The following is a 19,917-nucleotide window of genomic DNA, read 5'->3' on the forward strand; positions in this document are numbered from 1 at the left end:
CACCCGCCAAGGAGGAGCGAGAACGTGTCACACCTTTCGGCCACCTCTCCCCGCACCGCCGTGATCGCCGCCGCCGTCCTGGTCGCCGGCGCCGTGCTGGCCGGCGCGCCACCAGCCGTCGCGGCCGACGGACACCGTCCGGACGCACCCGCGGGGCTGCTGGTCAACGACCGCGTGCGTCCGCTCGACGTCGAGGGCACGCCGCGGTTCGGGTGGCTGCCGCGCGACCGCGACCCCGCGGAGGTGCAGACCGCGTACCGCCTCACCGTCACAGGCCGGGGCGGCGCCCGCGTCTGGGACTCGGGCAAGGTCGCGTCCAGCCAACAGTCCTCCGTCGGCTACGGCGGGCCCGCGCTGCGGTCCGGCACGGCCTACAGCTGGACCGTCCGCACCTGGGACCGGTCGGGGCAGGAGTCGCCGGCCGGCCGCGGCGCCTTCGAGACGGGCATCGCCGACAGCGACTGGGAGGGAGCGGCCTGGATCCGGCGCACCACCGACGACGCCGACGACTACACGCTGGCCCGCACGGAGGTGGCCGTCGGCGCGAGTCCCGTCGTCCGGGCCCGCGCCTACACCGCCGCCGATCACACCTACGAGCTCTTCGTCAACGGCCGGCGGGCGGACCGGGGCACCTCGTTCGGCTACCCCGGCGAGGACTACTACCAGGCCGCCGACGTCACCGACCTGGTGACCGCGGGTGGTCCGCTGACCCTCGGCGTGCGCTACCACTGGTACGGCAGCGGGCAGGGCCGGCCGGCCGGCGCCCGCGGCCTGCTGCTGAAGCTCGTCGTCGAGCACGCCGACGGGTCCCGCGAGGTCGTCGCGACCGACGGCTCCTGGCGGGTCACCCGCGACACGCAGTTCCCCAACGGCTCGCCGCGCCGCAACGGGGAGGGCGACCGGATCGAGCGGCAGGACGCGCGCACGGAGGTGACCGGCTGGACGACAGCCGGGTACGACGACAGCGCCGCGCCCTGGACAGCGGCGGAGGTCGTCGGCGCCCGCCCGGTCGCGCCGTACACCCATCTGATCGGGCAGGAGACCCGGCTGGTCGAGACGGTCGCGGCGCCCGTGGCACTGACCAGGGCCGACGACGGCACCGTCGTGGCCGACTTCGGCGTCGTCATCCCGGCCCGACCCGCGGTCCGGTTCGACGACGGAATCGCCGGCCGCACGGTCGACATCCGGGCCGGCTACACCCTGACCGGCACGGGCCGGGTCGACGCGTCGACGCTGATGTCGCAGGGCACGAACATGAGCTACCCGTACACGCAGCAGGACGGCGCGCAGTGGTTCTGGGCGTTCACCCACCTCGGCTTCCGCTATCTCGAGATCCCGGGTGCCGGCGAGGACATCACCCTCGACGACGTGTCCGCCGTCGTCGTGCACGCGGAGGTGCCGCCCGGCCGGGAGGGCACGTTCCGCAGCTCGGACGCGACGCTCGACGCCGTGTGGGAGATGCTGAAGCGGTCGGCGATCTACTCCGTGCAGGAGGCCTTCGTCGACACGCCCACCCGGGAGAAGGGCCAGTTCCTCGGTGACGCCGCCGACATCTCGTACGCGACGATGGGCGCTTTCGGCGAGCGGGCCGCGACGCGGCAGGCCATCCGCGAGTTCCTGCGATCCGCGAAGCGGTTCTGGACCACGGGCGACGATCTCGGTCGCTACAACGCGGTCTATCCCAACGGCGACGGCAAGCGGGACATCCCCGACTACTCGCTGATGTTCGTCGACTGGGTGTGGCGCTACTACACGGAGACCGGTGACCGTTCGCTGGTCGAGGAGGCCTACCCGGCCATCCGCGACACCGCCGACTACGTGTTGCGGCACATCCCGGCGGAGGGGCCGACCGCGGGTCTGGTGACCGAGCTCGCCGGCGGCAGCGGGCCCTACCAGTACGGCATCGTCGACTGGCCCGAGCCGGGCAGGTTCGGCTACGACATGTCGGCCGCGGCCCGGACGACCATCAACGCGCAGGGCGTCGACGTGCTGCGCACCACGGCGTGGATGGCCCGGCTGCTCGACCGGCCGGCCGCAGAGGTGTCCATGTACGACAGTCGCGCCGGGGCTCTCGTGGCGGCGATGAACGGCAAGCTCCGGCGCGCGGACGGCGTGTACGTCGACGGGCTGCTGCCCACCGGCGAGCAGAGCGCGCATGCGGGCCAGCACTCGACCTCGTACGCGATCGCTCACGGTGTCGCGCCGCCGGCCGACCACCCCGCGCTGGCCGGGTATCTCGCGTCGTTGGGCATGCGGCAGGGTCCGATGACCGCGCACTGGCTGCTGCAGGCGCTCAGCGACGGCGGCCGCCCGGACGCCGTGCTCGATCTGCTGACCGACGAGACCGACCTGGGTTGGGCCGACATCCTGGCGCGCGGCGGCACGTTCACCTGGGAGGCGTGGACGCTCGACCCGGGCAGCAACTTCAGCCAGTCACACGGATGGGGCGCGCAGGCCGCGGTGGACGTGCAGCAGACCCTGCTGGGTGTCCGCACGGCGACGCCGGGTGCGGCGACGGTCGACATCGTGCCGCCGGCCACCGGCCTGGCCCGGGCGGCCGGCACCGTGCACACCCAGCGTGGTCCGGTGACGGTGGACTGGCGGCGCGTCGGCGGCGGGGTGCGGCTCGACCTCGACGTGCCCGTCAACGTGACGGCCCGCGTGGCGCTGCCGCTCGAGGCCGGCCGGTCCTACCGGACCGACGGCGGGGCCGTCTTCGTCGGCGTCGAGGACGGTCGCGCCGTCTTCGAGGTCGGCTCGGGCCGGTCCAGCTACCACCCGGGACAGCCCGGTGCGCAGTGCACCACCACGATCACCGGGACGCACCGCGGGCCGCTGGTGGTCGGCGAGGGCCGGACCTGCCTGCTGGCGGCCGACGTCGCCGGTCCCGTCACGGTCCGGGGCGGCGCGTCGCTGGTCGCGTCGGGCGGCAGCGTCTCCGGCCCGATCTCCGCGGCCCGTCCCGACCAGGTCGCTCTCTCCGCCGTCGCGGTGTCCGGTCCGGTGACGGTCTCGGGCGCCACCGGTCCCGTGCGGATCGCCGGCGGGCGGGTCGGCGGCCCGGTCTCGCTCACCGGCAACACGTCCGGGGTGCGCCTCGACGCGGTCAGGGTCGCCGGCCCGGTCACGGTGGCGGGCAACACCGGCAGCCGGCCGGTGGTCGTCGCGGCGAACACGATCGACGGCCCCCTCTCCTGCGCCGGCAACCGCCCCGCGCCGGGCGACGAGGCCCAACCGAACACGGTCCGGGGCCCTACCGCGGGGCAGTGCGCCGGCCGATGACCGACGTCACCGCACGCGGCCCGTGCGATAGGCCCACATGGCGAGCTCCACCCGGTTGCGGGCGCCGAGCTTCGTCATGAGGCCGGCGAGATGGAACTTCACCGTGCTCAGGCTGATGTGCAGCTCCCGGCCGATCTCGGCGTTGGTCCTGCCGCGGGCCACCCGGCCCAGCACGTCCTCCTCCCGGTCGGTCAGCGGGTCGACGGGTTGGGCCGGGGCGCCGCCCGGGCTCGTCTTCGCGAACGTCGCGAGCAGCCGGGCGGTGACCGCCGGGTCGATCAGCGCGTCGCCCCGCACGGCGGTGTGGATCGCCCGGACCAGCTCGTCGGGTTCGGCTCCCTTGAGGAGGAAGCCGCGGGCACCCGCACGCAGGGCGCCGTAGACGTACTCGTCGGTGTCGAACGTGGTGATCACGACGACGGCGATCGGGTCGGCGACGTCCGGCCCGGCGACCAGCCGGGTGGCCGCGATGCCGTCCAGCACGGGCATGCGGATGTCGAACAGGCACACGTCCGGGCGCAGCCGGCGGGCGAGCGCGACCGCCTCGCGGCCGTCGGCCGCCTGCCCCACCACCGCGATGCCGGGCTGGATGTCGAGGATCGTCGTCAGTCCCGCCCGGACGATGCCCTGGTCGTCGGCGACGAGCACCCGGATCGTCACGACGGCGCGCTGCCGCGGGGCAGGACGGCACGTACGCTCCAGCCGCGGTCCGGATCCGGGCCGGCCGTGAGGGTGCCGCCGAGCAGGGTGACGCGCTCGGTCATCCCGACGAGGCCGAACCCGGGCTGGTGGTCGGCGGGCGTGCCGCGGGCACCGTCGTCGCGGACCGTGAGCCGCACGTCGGTCGCGTCGCCGGTCACCTCGACCTCGACCCGGGTCGCCTGCCGCGCGTGCCGCCGGGCATTGGTGATGGACTCCTGGGTCACGCGGTAGACGGCGCCTTCCACTGCCGGCGGCAGGTTCGTCAGGTCGCCGTGCAGCCGCACGCCGACGCGCGGTGCGGCGGTGCCGTCGGTCGCGAGCCGGGCGAGGTCGGCGATCCGGCGCCGCGGGGCGGTGGCCGGCTGTTGCCCGGGGTCGCGCAGCGCGGTGACCATCGCGCGCATCTCGGCGAGCGTGCGGGCCGCCTCGCGGTTGATGGTCTCCAGCGCCTCGGTCGCCCCGGGCAGCGACGACGACCGGGCGAGGACCAGCCCCGCCTGCGCCTGGATCGCGATCGCGGAGACGTGATGGGCGACGGTGTCGTGCAGCTCCCGGGCGAGCTGCTCGCGCTCCCGCGACCTGGCCCGCTCGACGAGCTGCGCACGCGCTACGGCGCGGTAGCGGACGGCCGCGCCGAGCGCCGCGGTGAGCGCGACGACGGCGGTCCCGGCGATCGTCTCCGCGATGCCCGGGAAGTCGACGGCGACGATGACGGCGACCGCGCCGGCCACCACCACGAGCCCGATCACCGCGTCGCGGCCGGCCCGCCGGCGCAGGAGCGACCAGGTGAGCACCAGCACCACCCAACCGCTGTGCAGCGCCATGGGCGCGACGCCGGCGACGACCGTGGCCACGTCGAGCAGGGCGAACCCACCGAACGCGACGGCCACCGCCGCCACGGGGTAGGTCCGGCGGACCAGGGTGGCGAGCGCGAGCCCGCAGCCGAACACGGCGGCGACCGGTGGCCAGACCAGGTCGTCGCGGAGCACCACCTCGAGCGCGACGCCGGCCAGGACGGTCGCGGCGAGGGCCCGGTCGTACCGGCCCGATCGCCGCACCGTGGCCCGCAACGAGGACGCGGCGTTCGACACGAGAGTCACAGTAGCCATCGGACCGTCCTCGGCGGGCCGGCCGAAGGACCCGCCGTGGGCCTGGCCCATCGGCCAGGTGAGCGTTGGTCGTGCGGCTCGGGCGCGGGGCCGCCGGCCCCGCCCAGACTGGAGGCCCGACTCCCTCGGAAGGGGCGCCACCAGTGACGAAGGCCTTCACCGACACCAGGATCGACGTCAAGCTCGTGCTCTGTGGCCTGTGGACCGCCACGCTGTTCGTGTTCGCGTACGTCGACATCTTCGGCTTCTACCGCGCGGACGTGATCGACGGCGTGCTCGCCGGCACGGTGTCGAGCACCGGTTTCGCGGTCGACCAGACCTTCCTGCTGCTCACCACCCTCTACGTCGCGGTCCCCGCGCTGATGGTCGTGGTCTCACTCGTCGCCCGGGCCACGGTCAGCCGGGTCACCAACATCGTGGTGGGCCTGTTCTACGCGGTGACGGCGGCGGCCACGCTCGTCGGTGAGAGCTGGGTCTACTACATCGTCGGGATCGTCGTCCAGGTCGTGCTGCTGCTGACGATCGTCCGGGTCGCCTGGACGTGGCCGCGGACCTGAGCCCGTGGCGCACCGGACGACCAGGGTGGCACCCGGGCGCAGCGGGTCGGCGGGCGTGACGGGCGCGCCGGTGAGCAGGTCCAGCCCGTCGGCCCGCAGGTCGTAGAGGCGGTCGCCGTGGTTGATCGCGACGAGCCAGCGTCGGCCGGCCGCCGCGCGGTGGACCAGCTCCACTCCGGCCGGTGGCCGCGGCCGGACCGGGGCGACACCCGCGCGCGTCGCGACCGTGGCGAGCAGGGTGGCGTACGCGTCGTCGTCGAGCCGGGTGGAGACGTACCAGGCCTCCCCCGACCCGACCGGGTGGCGGGTGACGGCGGGTGGGCCGTCCGCGTACCGGAGGGTCGCCTCCGCGCCGGCGAGGTGGACGAGTTCGCTCCAGACGCTGCCGCGCGCGCCGTCGGTCAGGGGCCGGTCCGCGTTGCCGGCCGGCGGCCGGAACTCCTCGACGCGCACGCCCAGCAGGTCGCGCAGCGCACCGGGGTAGCCGCCGGTGCGGACCCGGGCCCGGTCGTCCGCGACACCCGTCAGGTAGGTCGCGACCAGGTGGCCGCCGCCGCTCACCCAGCCCGCCAGGGCCGCGGCCTGCTCGTCGGTGAGCAGGTACCAGCACGGCAGCACGAGCAGCGCGTACCGGGCGAGGCCGTCCAGGCCACCGACGACGTCACAGGTGAGGCCCGCGCGGGCCAGCGCCCGGTGGGCGTGCCGGGCCTCGGCGCGGTGGTCGACCGCGCGCGCGGGCAGCACGGTCGCGGCCAGCGCCCACTGCGACGGCTCGTGGAACCCTACGGCGACCCGGGCCTCGACCGGCGCGGAGAGCATCTCGGCCGTCCTGGCCAGGGTCGCGCCGAGGGCCGCCGCCTCGCGATGGACGCGGGTGTCGGCACCGGCGTGCGGCACCACGGCGGAATGGAAGACCTCGGCACCGCCGCGGGACGCCCGCCACTGGAAGAACATCGCGCCGCGGGAGCCGCGCGCCACCGCCGCGAGCGCGTGCCGGGTCATCCGGCCCGGTTCCTTGGCGTGCATCCGGTCGCGCGTGTGGATGAGGTTGGGCGCGGTCTCCATCAGCAGCCAGTCCGGGCGACCCGTCCCGTCCAGCGCCCAGCCGCGGGCGAGGTCCGCGAGGAAGGCCGCCTCCTCCTCGGCCGCCGGCCCGGACTCGGCCGGGTAGTGGTCGACGGCCACCAGGTCGACCTCGCGGGCCCAGCGGAGGTGGTCGACGGGCACCCAGTCACCGAGGACGAAATTCGTGGTCACCGGCACGCCGGGCGCCGCCGCGCGGAGCACGTCGCGCTGCTCGCGGTAGGCGTCGAGGAGCTCGTCGGAGGTGAACCGGCGGAAGTCCAGCACCTGGGTGGGGTTGGCGAGGTACTGCGTGGCCCGGGGCGGCTGGATCTCGGCCCAGTCGCCGTACCGCTGACTCCAGAACGTCGTGGTCCACGCGTCGTTGAGCGCGTCCAGGCTGCCGTAGTGGCGGCGCAGCCAGCCGCGGAAGGCCACGGCGGTCAGGTCGCAGTGGCAGGTCGTGCCGTACTCGTTGTGCACGCGCCACATCGCGAGGGCGGGATGGCGGCGGTAGCGGTCCGCCAGCGCCCCGGCCAGCCGCCGGGCCGCGGCGCGGTACGCCGGAGCGCTGGCGCAGTAGGTGTCGCGGCTGCCGTGGGCGCGCCGCACGCCGTCCGGTCCGACCGGCAGGGTCTCCGGGTGCAGCCGGCTGAACCACGGTGGCGGCGCGGCGGTGGGGGTGGCCAGCGCGACGCGGATGCCGGCGTCCGCGAGTCCATCGAGGACCGTATCGAGCCAGCCGAAGGCGTACCGGCCCGGCGCGGGCTCCAGCACCGACCAGGCGAAGACACCGACGGTGACCAGCGTGACGCCGGCGGCCCGCATGAGGGCCACGTCCTCGCGCCACACCTCCTCGGGCCACTGCTCGGGGTTGTAGTCGCCGCCGTAGAACATCGGCTCAGCCCTTGACGGCGCCGAGGATCACGCCGCGCGTGAAGTGCCGTTGCACGAAGGGATAGACGGCGGCGATGGGTGCCACGGTCACGACGACCACGGCCATCTTGATGGCCAGCGTCGGCGGCAGCGCCGTGCCGACCGCGGTGCCGGAGGTCTGCGGCGTCTGTCCGGCCAGGATGAACGTCTGCAGCACGCGCTGGATCGGGAACTTCTCGTTGTCGTCGATGTAGAGCAGCGCGGAGAACCAGACGTTCCAGTAGCCGACCGCGTAGAAGAGGCCGACGACGGCGACGACCGCCTTGGACAGCGGCAGGACGATCCGCCAGAGGATCCGGAACTCCCCCGCCCCGTCGACGCGGGCGCTGTCGAACAGTTCGGTGGGCAGGTTCTGGAAGAAGGCCCGCACGACGACGAAGTTGAAGACGTTCAGGGCGCTGGGCAGGATCAGCGCCCAGAGGCTGTCCTTGAGGCCGACCCCGGTCACCACGAGATAGCTGGGCACGAGCCCGGGGTGGACGAGGAACGTCAGCAGGAAGAGGAAGAGCAGGCCGCGGTGGCCGACGGAGCCGGGACGGGACAGGCCGTACGCGGCCAGGACGGTGACCAGCAGGCTCACCGCGCTGCCGGCCACGGTCACCAGCACGCTGACCCACAACGCCTGGCTGATCTGGCCGCCGGAGAAGATGATCCGGTACGCGGACACGTCGATCCCCCGGGGCACCAGCACGAGGCCGCCGGCGGCGTTGATGGTCTCGCGCGAGGACAGGCTGGTGACCAGCGCGACCCAGAGGGGCACGAGGACGACCAGCACCACCGCGGTCAGCATCGACCCCTTGGCCACCTGGCCGGCGACGCTGGGCGGCTCCTCCCAGACAGGTCTCGTCATGAGCGCGCGTACACCCCCCGCTCCCCGAACAGGTGGGCGACCTTGTTGGCGAGCAGGATGAGCACGAGCCCGACGGCCGCCTTGAAGAGACCGGCGGCGGCGCCGAAGCCGTAGTCGCCGGTGGTGATCGCGTGGTAGTAGACGAACGTGTCGAGCACCTCGGCGGCCTGCCGGCCCACCGCCTCGCGCTGCAGCAGGAACTGCTCGAAGCCGACCGACAGCGCGTCACCGAGCCGCAGGATCAGCAGCAGCACGATGACCGGGCGCAGGCCGGGCAGCGTGACGTGCCACAACCGCCGCCACCGCCCGGCACCGTCGGCCGCGGCGGCCTCGTAGAGGTGTGGGTCTATCGTGGACAGTGCGGCGAGGAAGACGATCGTGCCCCAGCCGACGTCCTTCCAGACCACCTCGGCGGTGACCAGCAGGATGAACGTGTCCGGGTTGGTCATGATCTCCGGCGGGTCGATGCCGGCCTGGCGCAGTTCCTGGGCGAGTAGGCCCGCACCGCCGAGCATCTGCACGAAGAACGTGACGACCAGCACCCAGCTGAAGAAGTGCGGCAGGTAGACCACCGTCTGCACGAACGTGCGCACCCGCCTGGACATGATGCTGTCGAGGACGAGTGCGAGCGCGATCGGCAGCGGGAAGAAGAACACGAGCTGGAACGCGGTGATCGACAGGGTGTTCCGGAGCGCGTCCCAGAAGGCCGGCGTGGCGAACAGCGCACGGAAGTTGTCGAGGCCGATGAACGGGCTGCCGAGCAACGCCTGCAGGGCGCTGTCGCCGCGGTAGGGGTTGTAGTCCTGGAACGCGACGACGTTGCCGAGAACCGGCACGTAGTGGAAGACCAGCAACAGCAGCGCGCCCGGCAGGACCATCACCAGCAGCGGCCAGTCCCGGCGCAGCCGCGCCCGCAGGGGCACGCGGCGCCGGGCCCGGCGGCCGCCCGTCATCGGCCGGCGTCGGTCAGCGCCTTGCCGAGCATCTCCCGGGCCTCGTCGCCGCCGTTGGCCCGCCACTCCTTGACGACCGCGTCCAGTTCGGACAGTGGGCGCCGGCCGCGGAGGATGTCGTTGATCTGGTCGGCGGAGGGCACCAGGCCGGCCTTGTACTTCGCCGGCATCTCGAACTTCAGGCCGTCCCAGGGGTCCTTCTCGAGGTTGGCGACGGTGGCGTTCGCGTACGCCAGCATGTCGGGCACGTATTTGGGTGTCTGTGGCGTCGGTTGCACGACCGGGCTGCGGCCGCTGATGAAGAAGTACTGGTTCTGGATCTCCTTGAAGCCGAGGTCGGTCTTGACCGGCCCGTCGGGCCCGCGCCGGTGCTGTCTGCCCTCGGCGCCGAACTCGCGCAGGTTGTATTCGTTGGTGCCGAACGGCGCCGAGCACCAGTTGACCACCCGCAGGATCTCCTCGACGCGTTCCTTGCCGAGGCCCTTCTTGACGAACGTGTAGGAGATCGGCTCGTCGTCGCCCCAGGCGAGCGGCGCACCTCCGCCGGCGGCGAACAGCGGCACCGGCGCCACGTCGAAGCCGGGCGTGACGTTCTGCTGCTCGGCCTGCATCGGCTGCCACATCCCCATGCCGTCCTGCTTGAACAGGATCTTCCCGCTCTGCAGCAACTGCTTGGCGTCGGCGCCCCGGCTGGCGACGACGTCGGGGTGCACCAGGCCGTCGGCGTAGATCTTCGCCATGAACTCGGCGGCCTGCCGGAACTCCTGGGTCTCGTACTTGAACTCGGGCGTCCCGTCGGGCCGCAGCCGCCAGCCGTCCTTGCTGCCGGGTGCCTTGTGGAACATCTGCACCATCGCGAACATGTCGTCGAAGGCCCAGACGCCCTTGCGCTCGTCGGTGACCTCCTTGCCGACGGCGTGCAACTCCTCGATCGAGGCCGGCGGCGCCTGGCCCAGCAGGTCCTTGCGGTAGAAGAGCACGTACGGGAACGGGTTGTCGGTCGGGTTCGGCACGGCAATCAACCGGCCGTTCCAGCAGGCGTTGCGCCAGGCGCCGGCCGGCAGGGTGGCCAGCATCGGGTAGGCCTTGACGGAGCCGCCCTGCAGGAACGGGGTCAGGTCCTCGAACAGCGCCTGTACGGCGTCGCCGAAGCGGGCCAGCTTGGCGACCTCCCAGCCGGGCACGCAGAGCAGGTCCGGGACGTCGCGCGCGCTCAGGGTCGCGCCCAGCTTCTCGGCGTAGGTGTTGCCGTCCTGGACACTGAACTCCACCGGTGTGCCGAGCTTGGCGTTGACGGCCGTCAGGTAGCTGTTGTCGGCCCCGCTGGGCGGTGCCGGCCCCCAGGCGGGCGTCATCGCGGTGATGGGCTTGCCGCCCGCGCCGGGCTGCTGCGCCACGGCGTCGACCAGCGACGCGGGGAAGCGCGTGTAGCCGTCGGCGACCGGCCGGGTGCTGACGATGTCCGGCGTCGGGATGCCCGCCGGCAGTGGACCGGCCTCGGGCAGGACGCCGGAGAGCGCGTCCAGCTTCTGGGTGGCGCCGCCCTCGGCGGCCTTGTCGCCGCAGCCGGCCAGGAGTCCCCCTCCGGCGGCCGCGGTGACGCCGTATCCGACCAGCCTCAGGAAGGCCCGCCGGCTGCCGTCCGCGCCCGTTCCAACCGTCACGGCGCCCCTCCGCATTTAGTTTGGCTTATAGCCAAACAAAGTATCGGACGGTCAGATCCACCACAAGAGACGATTCCGGCCCCGCCGACCGGTGCGGCACACTGACACCATGACCCTGGAGCGCGCGTGATCGGCCTGCCCTCGGCCACCCGGCCGACCGACCTGGCCGACGTCCGGGTGACCAACCTGGCCCTCGTGCTCCGGCACGTGCGCGCCCACGCCCCGTGCTCACGGGCCGACATCGCGGCGGCGACGGGACTCAACAAGGCGACCGTCTCGAGCCTCGTCACCGACCTCATCGCGCGCCGGCTGCTGCGCGAGTCGGGGCTCGTGGGCAGCCGGATCGGGCGGCCGGCCACGATGCTGACGCTGGAAGGCATGCCGTACGCGGCGATCGGCATCGAGGTCGGCCCCGACCACCTCACCGCGGTCGCCGTCGACTTCGCCGGTGGTCGCCTGCTGACCTGGCGCCGGGCGGCGCCCGCGCCGTCGGCGCCGGCCGGGCGCACCGTGGCCGCGGTCGCCGCGCTGGCGGCCCGCGCGGTCGGCAAGGTGACCGGGCAGGGGCGCACGGTGCTCGGGCTCACCTTGGGCACGGCCGACGCCGCACACGACGGCCTGGGCGCGCAGGTCAACCGCAGCCTGCACGACCCGTCGTTCGAGGTCGTCGTCGCGCGCGCCGCGGACCTGGCCGCGCTGGCCGAACAGCGCGAGGGTTCACACGCCGGCAGCGACGACCTGGTGCACCTGCGCGGTGGTGCCGGCGTCACCGCGGGCATCATCGCCGGCGGCCGGCCCCTGCGCGGCGCCCGCGGGCTCGCCGGCTCGATCGGCCACCTGACGGTCGACCCCGACGGTCCCCGGTGCGACTGCGGCCGGCGCGGCTGCCTCGACCTCAGCCTCGGGCTGCCGGCTCTGTTCCGCGCGGCGCTCCCCACCGACGAGACGCCCGCGGACTGGGGCGCCGGCGTCGAGCGTCTCGTGACCCTGGCGCGGACGGGTGACGCGATCGCGGTCGCGGCGTTGGCGGCGGCCGGCGCCCGCCTGGGTGACGCCGTTCGGGCGCTGGCCGACGTGCTCGACCCTTCGGTCGTGCTGCTCGGCGGCGCGCTCACCCCGCTGGCGCCGTGGTTGGTGCCCGCGGCGACCGCCAGGCTCGACGACAGGCACGTCGTCGTGGCGGCGTCCACGGTCGAGCCCCACGCGGTCGCGCTGGGCGGCGCGGCGCTCGCTCTCGGCCGCCTCGAGGCCGGTGCGCTCCCCTAGCTCTTGACGGCGCGCGTCGACGCTGCCAACCTCGGATTACTCCGTCGAGACATTTACATGTGTCCGGGCCGACGGAGTCATTTCATAACGATCGTCGAAGCGCTTCGACCACCCGATACGAGGCCTGCGCGGCAGGCCCCGGGAGGAGAGCACGCTCATGACGGACGCACGCGGCACGTTCCGGGACCCGGACCTGCCGCCGACGGCACGGCTGGCCGACCTCGTCGCCCGGCTCACCCTGGCCGAGAAGGTCGCCTTGCTGCACCAGCACCAGCCGGCGATCCCGCGGCTGGACATCGCCGCGTTCCGCACCGGGACCGAGGCCCTGCACGGCGTGGCCTGGCTCGGGCCGGCGACCGTCTTCCCTCAAGCCGTCGGCCTCGGCGCGACCTGGGACCCGGACCTGGTGCGCCGGGTCGGCGCGGCGGTCGGCGACGAGGTCCGCGGGCTGCACCGCAAGGACCCGTCCGTCGGGCTCAACGTCTGGGCCCCGGTGGTCAACCCGCTGCGCGATCCGCGCTGGGGCCGCAACGAGGAGGGCTACTCCGAGGACCCGTGGCTGACCGGCGTGCTGGGCACCGCGTACGCGTCCGGTCTGCGCGGCGACCACCCGACCTACCTGCGCACCGTGCCGACGCTGAAGCACTTCCTCGGCTACAACAACGAGACCGAGCGGCATCTGACCTCCAGCGACCTGCCACCCCGGGTCCTGCACGAGTACGAGCTACCCGCGTTCCGGGGGCCGATCGAGTCGGGCGCCGTGCGCGCGGTGATGGCGTCGTACAACCTGGTCAACGGCAGGCCGGCGCACGTGAGCCCGCTGCTGTCGACGGTGCGCGGCTGGACGGCCGACGACGTGCTCGTGGTCGGCGACGCGGGGGCGGCCAGCAACCTCGCCGGGGAGCAGGGCGTCCACGCCGACCACGTCGACGGTTTCGCCGCCGCGCTGCGTGCCGGTGTCGACTGTTTCACCGAGGACGGGGCCGACTCCGCGCGCACGATCCGCCTGCTCACGGCGGCCCTCGCGCGCGGCCTGCTGGAGCCGGCCGACATCGACCGGGCGGTCCGGCGGGTGCTCGGGATCCGGCTGGCGCTCGGCGAGTTCGACCCGCCGTCGGCCAACCCGTACGCCGCGATCACCACCGACGTCGTCAACTGTCCCGCACACCAGGAGCTCGCCCGGGAGGCTGCGCGGCGGGCCGTCGTGCTGCTGCAGAACGACGGGCTGCTGCCGCTGCGGGCCGGGCAGTCGGTCGCGGTGGTCGGTCCGCTCGGCGACACGGTGCTGCTCGACTGGTACAGCGGTTCGCTGCCGTACGCGGTCACCGCCGTCGCGGGCCTGGCGCAGCGGCTCGGTGCCGACGCCGTGCGCTTCGTCGAGGGCGCCGACCGCGTGACGCTGTCCACCTCGTCAGGGGTGGTGTGCACGTCCGAGGCGGGGCCGCTGCGGTTGGCGGTCGGCGCGGCGGCGTCGTTCGACGTGCTCGACTGGGGCGGCGGCGCGCTGACGCTGCGGGCCAACGGGCGCTACGTGCGCGCCGACGAGGACGGTCTGCTCGTCGACGACCGTCCCGGACCGGGCGAGTGGGTGGTGCGGGAGACGTTCGCGGCGACCGCCCACGCCGACGGCGTCGTGCTGCGGTCGCTCGCGGCCGACCGCTATGTCGCGGTCGGCGCCGACGGTGTGCTCCGGGCCGACGCGCCCACCGCCGCCGGCGCCACGCCGTTCCGGGTGACGCTGGTCGGCGACGGCGTCGAGGAGGCGGTCGCCGCCGCCCGGGCCGCGGACGTCGTGCTCGTGGCGCTCGGCAGCCACCCGATGGTCGGCGGGCGGGAGACCCAGGACCGCGCCGACCTCGCGCTGCCGCCGGCGCAGGAGGCGCTGCTCCGGGCGGTGCACGCGGCCAACCCGCGCACCGCGCTGCTGCTCGTGAGCGGCTACCCGTACGCGGTCGGCTGGGCGCGCACGCACCTGCCCGCCGTGCTCTGGTCGGCGCACGGCGGGCAGGAGTTCGGCGCGGCCCTCGCCGACGTGCTGCTGGGCGCGACGGCGGACGGCGTGCCCGTCGAGCCGGTCGGTCGCCTGCCGCAGACGTGGTACGCCGACGGGAGCGAACTGCCGGACCTGCTCGACTACGACATCATCGCGGCCGACGCCACCTACCAGTACTTCCGCGGTGTGCCGCTCTGGCCGTTCGGGCACGGCCGCGGCTATGCCCGGTTCGCCTACGGCGACCTGCGCTGCCCGGCCGTCGTCCCACCCGGTGGGCAGGTGGACGTGAGCGTCGACGTGCGGAACGTGTCCGACCGGCCGGGCGAGGAGGTCGTGCAGCTCTACACGGCGCGGCGTGGCTCGCGGGTGAAGCAGCCGTTGCGCCGGCTGCGCGGGTTCCGGCGGGTCCGGCTCGCGCCGGGCGAGTCCGAGACCGTGACGATCACGCTGCGGGCCGACGACCTGGCGACCTGGGACCCCGCGGCGGCCCGGCTGGTCGTCGCTGACGCCGACCACACCGTCTGGGTCGGACCGTCCTGTGTGGAAGCAGCTGCGGTCGCGACGCTCCGGGTGCACGGTGGCCCGTCCGGCCCACCGCGGACGGTGCTGCGGGCGGTCGACCGGGACGCGTCGTCGGGCACGGCGATCGTCGCGGCTACCCCCGCCCGGGGCGACGCGGTGCGGGCCCTGGCTGCCGGCGCCTGGCTGGCGTTCCACGACGTCCCGATCGACGCGTCGGCCCGGCGGGTCGTCGTCCTCGTCGCCGCGGGCGAGGGCACCCGGCTGACCGTGCGGCTGGACGATCCGTTCTCCGGGCCGGTGGCCGCCTCGCTCTCGGCGCCGCCCGGCGACTGGGCCGAGGTCAGCGCGCCGCTGGCGGCCGTCCCCGGAGCGCACGACGTCTATCTGGCGCTGGGTGCCGCCGGGACCCGGGTCGCCGCGATCGAGTTCGTCCGGTGACGGCGGCGGAGCCCAAGCGCCCCGACCTGGTGACGATCACCGACGTCGCCCGGCACGCGGGCGTGGCCGTGAGCACGGTGTCGTACGTGCTGTCGGCCAAGCGGGCGATCTCGACGGCCACCCGCGAACGGGTGCTGGCCAGCATCGCGACGCTCGGCTTCCAGCCCAACGCGGGCGCCCGCGCGCTGGCCAGCCGGCGGGCCAACGTGATCGCGCTGGTCCTGCCGCTGCGGACGGGCATGCACCTGCCGGTCCTGATGCAGCTCATGACGGCGGTGGTCACCGGCGCCCGCGGTCACGACCACGACGTGCTGGTGATGACGGCCGACGAGGGCCCCGCGGGCCTGCGCCGGGTCGCGCACAGCTCCCTGGTGGACGGTGTGGTGGTGATGGACGTCGAGCTGTCCGACCCGCGCGTGCCGGTGCTGCGCGAGTTGGGCCGGCCGAGTGTCCTCATCGGATTCCCAGCAGACGCCCGCGGGTTGACCTGTGTCGACCTCGACTTCCACGGTGCCGGTGCGCGGTGCGTGGAGGAACTGGTCGCGCTGGGCCATCGGCGTCTCGCGCTGCTGGGCGCACCGGCGGTGGTCTACACGCGCGGCACGGGCTTCGCCCACCGGACGCGGGCCGGCTTCCGCGCGGCGGTCGCGACCCTCGGCGTCGAGGGCATGGCCCGCCCGTGCGAGGAGGACCGGGAGTCGGTGGCGTCGACGCTGCGCGAGCTGTTCGGGTCGCACCCGGACACCACCGGTCTCGTGGTCCACAACGAGGCGGCCGTCGAACACGTGATGACGCTGCTGCCGTCGATGGGCCGCCGGGTCCCGGACGACGTGTCGGTGATCGCGATCTGCCCCGACGAGCTGGCCGCCCGCACCCGGCCGGCCCTCTCCTCGGTCTCGATCCCGGCGGAGGAGATCGGCCGGCAGGCGGTGACCCTCCTGATGGCGAAGCTCGCGGGCGCCCCCGCGTCCGACGCCACGCTGCTCACGCCGGTGCTCACCGCCCGGGCGAGCACCGGCCCGCCCCTCAGCCGGTCCGGGCGCGAAGGCTCCGCGCCAACGCGGGGATCATGACCGCCGCGGCGACGAGGTGCAGCCCGATCAGGGTGGCGACGGTCGCCGTGTTCGCCCCGGAGACGACGGGCGGGATCAACGAGACCGCGGTCAGCGTCACCGCCGTCCAGGTGAACCGCGCGGCGGGGCGGGCGCTCCAGCGCAGGAGCGCCGCGGCGATGCCGACGCCCACGAACGAGAAGAAGCCGGTCACGACCGTCACCCCGCCCAGCGGGATCGTCTCGCCGCCGTCCGGGACCTCGAAGTCGGCGCCGGCGGCCCGGGCGAGCGCGGCGGCGGCGGTGGTGACCGCCATCGCCGCGATGGTGGCCACCAGTCCGGTGACGGCGAGACGGCGGGCGTGTCCGGTCCGGCCCGCGACGGATCCGGCCCCGGTCATGCCGGCACGCTCTCGGGCAGCCCGAGGCTCGCGAACCGGTCGGCGTGGAACGTGACGATCTCGGCGACCGCGCCGCCCGTCACCCGCAACACGTCGATCGTCAGCGGCAGGTAGACGCCCTCCCCCTGGCGGCGGTGGTAGTAGGCCACCGCGGGCTGGCGGTTCACCGAGGTGGGCACGGCGCGCAGGTGCGTCATCTCCCCGAAGCCGCTCTCGACCCAGTCCTTGACGACCGCGGCGCGCCCGACGTGCAGGCCCGGCGTCGGCGGCATCGAGCAGCGGACGTCCTCGCGGAGCAGGGCGGCGAGCCCGTCGATGTCGGTGGCCACGCTCGCCTCGGTGTAGCGGCGGACCAGGTCGCGCGCGCCGGCGTCGTCCGCACCGCCCGTCCAGTCCTGCCGCTGCGCGGGCAGGTGCTCCCGCATGCCGGCGCGGGCCCGCTGCAGGGCGCTGTTCACCGAGTTGACGGAGTCGCCGAGGAGCTCCGCGACGTCCTTCGCCGGCCAGCCGAGCACGTCCCGCAGGATCAGCGCGGCCCGCGGCCGCGGCGCGAGGTGCTGCACCGCGACGACGTACGCCAGCTCGATCGTCTCCCGCGCGACCGCGACGGTCTCCGGCTCGTCGGCGTCCCCCGCGGGCAGCTCGTCGAGCAGGCGGTCCGGGTACGGCTGCAGCCACCGCACCTCACCCCCGCTCGCGGGCTCCGGGCGCTTCTTCGCGAGCAGGTCCAGGCAGGCGTTGGTGGCGATCCGGTAGAGCCAGGCCCGGAACGTCGAGCGCCCCTCGAAGGTCTCCCGCCGGCGCCAGGCGCGCAGGAACGTCTCCTGCACGGTGTCCTCGGCGTCCTCGAACGACCCGAGCATCCGGTAGCAGTGCACGTGCAGCTCCCGCCGGTGCCGCTCCGCCAGCCCCGAGAAGGCCGGCTCGTCGAGGTCGTCCAGCCGTGTCTCCGTACCCATCGCATGATCCTCCCGTTCCGTCATGTCCCTTCACCAGGTATGACGGGCGCGGGCGCCGGAACTCATCAGATCGATCGGCAGACCGTCCTTCGGGTACGGGAGGGACACGTTGCTCATCGGTGGCACGTAGTGCGCCGGTACCGTCCACCGGAACCGCCGCAGCAGCTGGGCCAGCACCGTCCGCACCTCGAGGTTGGAGAACGTCATGCCCAGGCAGGTGTGCACTCCCCCGCCGAACGGCGCCCACGCGTACCGGTGCGAGCGGTCCTCGGCCCGCCGCGGTGAGAACCTCTCGGGATCGAACGTCTCGGGCCGGGTCCAGAGCTCGGGCAGGTAGTGCGAGAGCTGCAGGCAGACCATGGCCCGGGTGCCCGCCGGCACGCGCCGGCCGGCGACCTCGGTGTCGGTGACCACCCGCCGCGCCAGCACCGGGACGGGTGCCACCAGGCGCTGGCACTCCCTGATCACCAGGTCGAGGTCGGGCAGCGCGCCGAGCTCCTCGACGGTCGGGTCGGGGCCGAGCTCCGCGACCTCCGCGCGGACCCGCTCCTGCCAGTCGGGGTGGCGGCCCAGGTGGTACATCGCGGTCGACACGGTCGAGGTCGTGGTCTCGTGCCCGGCCATCAGCAAAAAGATCATGTGGTTGACGACGTCCGCGTCGCCGAAGCGGGTGCCGTCCTCGTCCTCGACCCGGGTGAGCACGGAGAACAGGTCGTCGCCGCCGGCCGCGCGGGCCGCCGGGAGCTGCGCGGTGAGGAACCGCTCCAGGGTCGCCCGCCCGCGCGTCGCGCGGTGCCACCTGTTGCCGGGCACCGCGACCCGCAGCATGGCGCCAGCGGCCTGCACGCAGTCGATAAAGGCCTGGTTGACCCGGTCCAGCTCGACGGGGTCGGCGATCCGGTGGCCGCCCATGAAGATCTGCGTGGCGAGGTTCAAGGTCAACCGCTTGAGCGACGGGTACGCGGGGAAGCGCTCGCCGGCCCGCCAGGTGTCCAGCTCCGCGGCGACCGCGGGGTGCAGGGCGGCGGTGTAGGCGGCGAGCCGCTCGCGGCTGAACGCCTGCTGCATGATCCGCCGGTGCTGGCGGTGCTCGGCGCCGTCGAGCAGCATCAGTCCACGATGGAAGAACGGGCCGACGAGCAGCTCCCAGCCGTTGACGAACGCCTTGTCGGCGTTGCGCAGCACGGCGCCGCAGGCGTCGGGGCCGAGGATGAAGGCGGCCGGCCCGGGGCCGGGCATCCGGACGGGCGCGACCGGCCCGTGACGCTGGTGGAGCTGACGCATCAGCGTGAGCGGGTCGTGCATGTAGGCCAGCGAGCCACCGATCACGGGAATCGCCGCCTTGGCCGGAACCCATCGATCAGTCCCCATGTCCCGATTATGCTCCGGCGCCGCGCGAATGCCCCGCCGAATACCTCGCGTCTACGGCGCGTCGTGGGCTACCGCGGAGCGCCGGTGCCACCACCGCCGGCGTGCGGGCGGCGCGGCCTCGACGGCGGGCGTGGGTTCCTGTGCGACGTGGAAGTAGTCCCCGCCCCTGGGGCGTACCGCTGCGGGTTCCGCCTTGACCAGGTGCGGGATGTGCTTGCGGCAGTGGATGTAGGCCTCGTCGACGTCGACGCGCACCCACCGCTGCGGCGACGGCCCGGGCAGCGGCAGGTCGTCGTTCTCGACGATCGCCGCCCGGCCGTTGACGTGCAGGCCGATCGAGTCCTGGAAGTCCACGAAGAGCAGCGCGGCGTGCGGGTTGGTGAAGATGTTCCCGAGGCTGGCCAGGACGCCGTTGCCCCGGTACTCCAGCCAGGCCACCTGCCGGTCGTTGAGGACCGCGACGAACCCGGTCGGCCCGGCGCGGAAGGTGGCGTCGCAGTTGCCCTCACCGTCGGCGGTGGCCACGAACATCATCTCCTGGCGCGCGATGAACTCCCGCATCGTGGGGTTGAGCCGGTCGAGCATCTGCGTCTCGTAGAACCGCTGCGCCCGTTCCTCCGAGCCGTAGGCGACCTGGAGCAGCCGCTCCCCGACCGATCCGAAACCCGTGCCGACATCCGCGCACCCCTGCACACCGCCTCCAGTCACCGTCCGGTCACCCTCCGGATCAAGAGGCTCGCACCGGCTGCCGGACAAAGTCGCACAGTTTGTGCGACACGATTCCTCCGCAACCTGTTCGGG

14 protein-coding genes and 1 pseudogene are annotated in these 19,917 nt (G+C 73.9%); 5 read left to right on the forward strand and 10 right to left on the reverse strand.

Going from position 1 to position 19,917, the window contains the following annotated elements:
* Nucleotides 1-24: 24 nt before the first annotated feature.
* Nucleotides 25-3,282, forward strand: coding sequence for a family 78 glycoside hydrolase catalytic domain (locus tag Asi02nite_RS12710; protein ID WP_203712757.1), 3,258 nt, complete (start codon nt 25-27; stop codon nt 3,280-3,282).
* A gap of 6 nt (nt 3,283-3,288) precedes the next feature.
* Here the strand turns inward: Asi02nite_RS12710 and Asi02nite_RS12715 are convergent, their stop codons facing one another.
* Both Asi02nite_RS12715 and Asi02nite_RS12720 read right to left on the reverse strand, forming a co-directional pair.
* The gene (locus tag Asi02nite_RS12715) at nt 3,289-3,942 is read right to left on the reverse strand and encodes a response regulator (RefSeq protein WP_203712759.1); all 654 of its coding nucleotides are present in this window, start codon (nt 3,940-3,942) and stop codon (nt 3,289-3,291) included.
* Nucleotides 3,939-5,093, reverse strand: a complete 1,155-nt coding sequence (locus Asi02nite_RS12720; RefSeq protein WP_203712761.1) for a sensor histidine kinase — start codon at nt 5,091-5,093, stop codon at nt 3,939-3,941. Before Asi02nite_RS12720 ends, Asi02nite_RS12715 begins: the two co-directional genes overlap by 4 nt.
* A 218-nt stretch (nt 5,094-5,311) precedes the next feature.
* On the opposite strand from Asi02nite_RS12720, the pseudogene Asi02nite_RS41540 reads away from it, so the two are divergent.
* Nucleotides 5,312-5,581: pseudogene (locus Asi02nite_RS41540) on the forward strand (DUF6326 family protein); the annotation flags it as partial.
* Here the strand turns inward: Asi02nite_RS41540 and Asi02nite_RS12725 are convergent.
* The 4 genes from Asi02nite_RS12725 to Asi02nite_RS12740 are packed head-to-tail and all read right to left on the reverse strand — an operon-like array spanning nt 5,468 to nt 11,115.
* On the reverse strand, nt 5,468-7,609 hold the full coding sequence (locus Asi02nite_RS12725; protein WP_203712763.1) for a beta-galactosidase: 2,142 nt from the start codon (nt 7,607-7,609) through the stop codon (nt 5,468-5,470). The pseudogene Asi02nite_RS41540 and the gene Asi02nite_RS12725 overlap by 114 nt on opposite strands.
* Nucleotides 7,610-7,613: 4 nt before the next feature.
* Nucleotides 7,614-8,498, reverse strand: coding sequence for a carbohydrate ABC transporter permease (locus Asi02nite_RS12730; RefSeq protein WP_203712765.1), 885 nt, complete (start codon nt 8,496-8,498; stop codon nt 7,614-7,616).
* Complete coding sequence (locus tag Asi02nite_RS12735) at nt 8,495-9,451, reverse strand: ABC transporter permease (RefSeq protein ID WP_203712767.1); 957 nt, start codon at nt 9,449-9,451, stop codon at nt 8,495-8,497. Before Asi02nite_RS12735 ends, Asi02nite_RS12730 begins: the two co-directional genes overlap by 4 nt.
* A complete protein-coding gene (locus Asi02nite_RS12740) occupies nt 9,448-11,115 on the reverse strand; it encodes an extracellular solute-binding protein (RefSeq protein ID WP_239126672.1) in 1,668 nt (555 codons plus the stop codon). The genes Asi02nite_RS12735 and Asi02nite_RS12740 overlap by 4 nt, the downstream gene beginning before the upstream one ends.
* A gap of 126 nt (nt 11,116-11,241) precedes the next feature.
* On the opposite strand from Asi02nite_RS12740, the gene Asi02nite_RS12745 reads away from it, so the two are divergent.
* From Asi02nite_RS12745 to Asi02nite_RS12755, 3 genes are all read left to right on the forward strand, one after another.
* Nucleotides 11,242-12,381 (forward strand): ROK family transcriptional regulator, encoded by a 1,140-nt coding sequence (locus Asi02nite_RS12745; protein WP_239126673.1) that lies wholly within the window; start codon nt 11,242-11,244, stop codon nt 12,379-12,381.
* 157 nt (nt 12,382-12,538) lie between these two features.
* Nucleotides 12,539-15,334: a glycoside hydrolase family 3 protein gene (locus Asi02nite_RS12750; protein WP_203712770.1), complete on the forward strand. Its 2,796-nt coding sequence runs from the start codon at nt 12,539-12,541 to the stop codon at nt 15,332-15,334.
* A complete protein-coding gene (locus Asi02nite_RS12755) occupies nt 15,331-16,407 on the forward strand; it encodes a LacI family DNA-binding transcriptional regulator (RefSeq protein WP_239126674.1) in 1,077 nt (358 codons plus the stop codon). The genes Asi02nite_RS12750 and Asi02nite_RS12755 overlap by 4 nt, the downstream gene beginning before the upstream one ends.
* Here the strand turns inward: Asi02nite_RS12755 and Asi02nite_RS12760 are convergent.
* Genes Asi02nite_RS12760 through Asi02nite_RS12775 form a run of 4 tightly spaced genes read right to left on the reverse strand, consistent with a single transcriptional unit; the run spans nt 16,361 to nt 19,824 of the window.
* Nucleotides 16,361-16,786 (reverse strand): DUF6069 family protein, encoded by a 426-nt coding sequence (locus Asi02nite_RS12760; protein WP_203712771.1) that lies wholly within the window; start codon nt 16,784-16,786, stop codon nt 16,361-16,363. The two genes, Asi02nite_RS12755 and Asi02nite_RS12760, sit on opposite strands and share 47 nt — an antisense overlap.
* Nucleotides 16,783-17,745, reverse strand: a complete 963-nt coding sequence (locus Asi02nite_RS12765; protein WP_203712772.1) for an RNA polymerase subunit sigma-70 — start codon at nt 17,743-17,745, stop codon at nt 16,783-16,785. Before Asi02nite_RS12765 ends, Asi02nite_RS12760 begins: the two co-directional genes overlap by 4 nt.
* A gap of 30 nt (nt 17,746-17,775) precedes the next feature.
* Nucleotides 17,776-19,116 (reverse strand): cytochrome P450, encoded by a 1,341-nt coding sequence (locus Asi02nite_RS12770; protein ID WP_203712773.1) that lies wholly within the window; start codon nt 19,114-19,116, stop codon nt 17,776-17,778.
* Between the two features lie 51 nt (nt 19,117-19,167).
* Entirely contained in the window at nt 19,168-19,824 is a 657-nt protein-coding gene (locus tag Asi02nite_RS12775) for a pyridoxamine 5'-phosphate oxidase family protein (RefSeq protein ID WP_239126675.1), read from the reverse strand.
* Nucleotides 19,825-19,917: the final 93 nt, after the last annotated feature.

The organism is Asanoa siamensis (assembly GCF_016862555.1).
In the GTDB taxonomy this organism is placed as follows: Bacteria; Actinomycetota; Actinomycetes; order Mycobacteriales; family Micromonosporaceae; genus Asanoa; species Asanoa siamensis.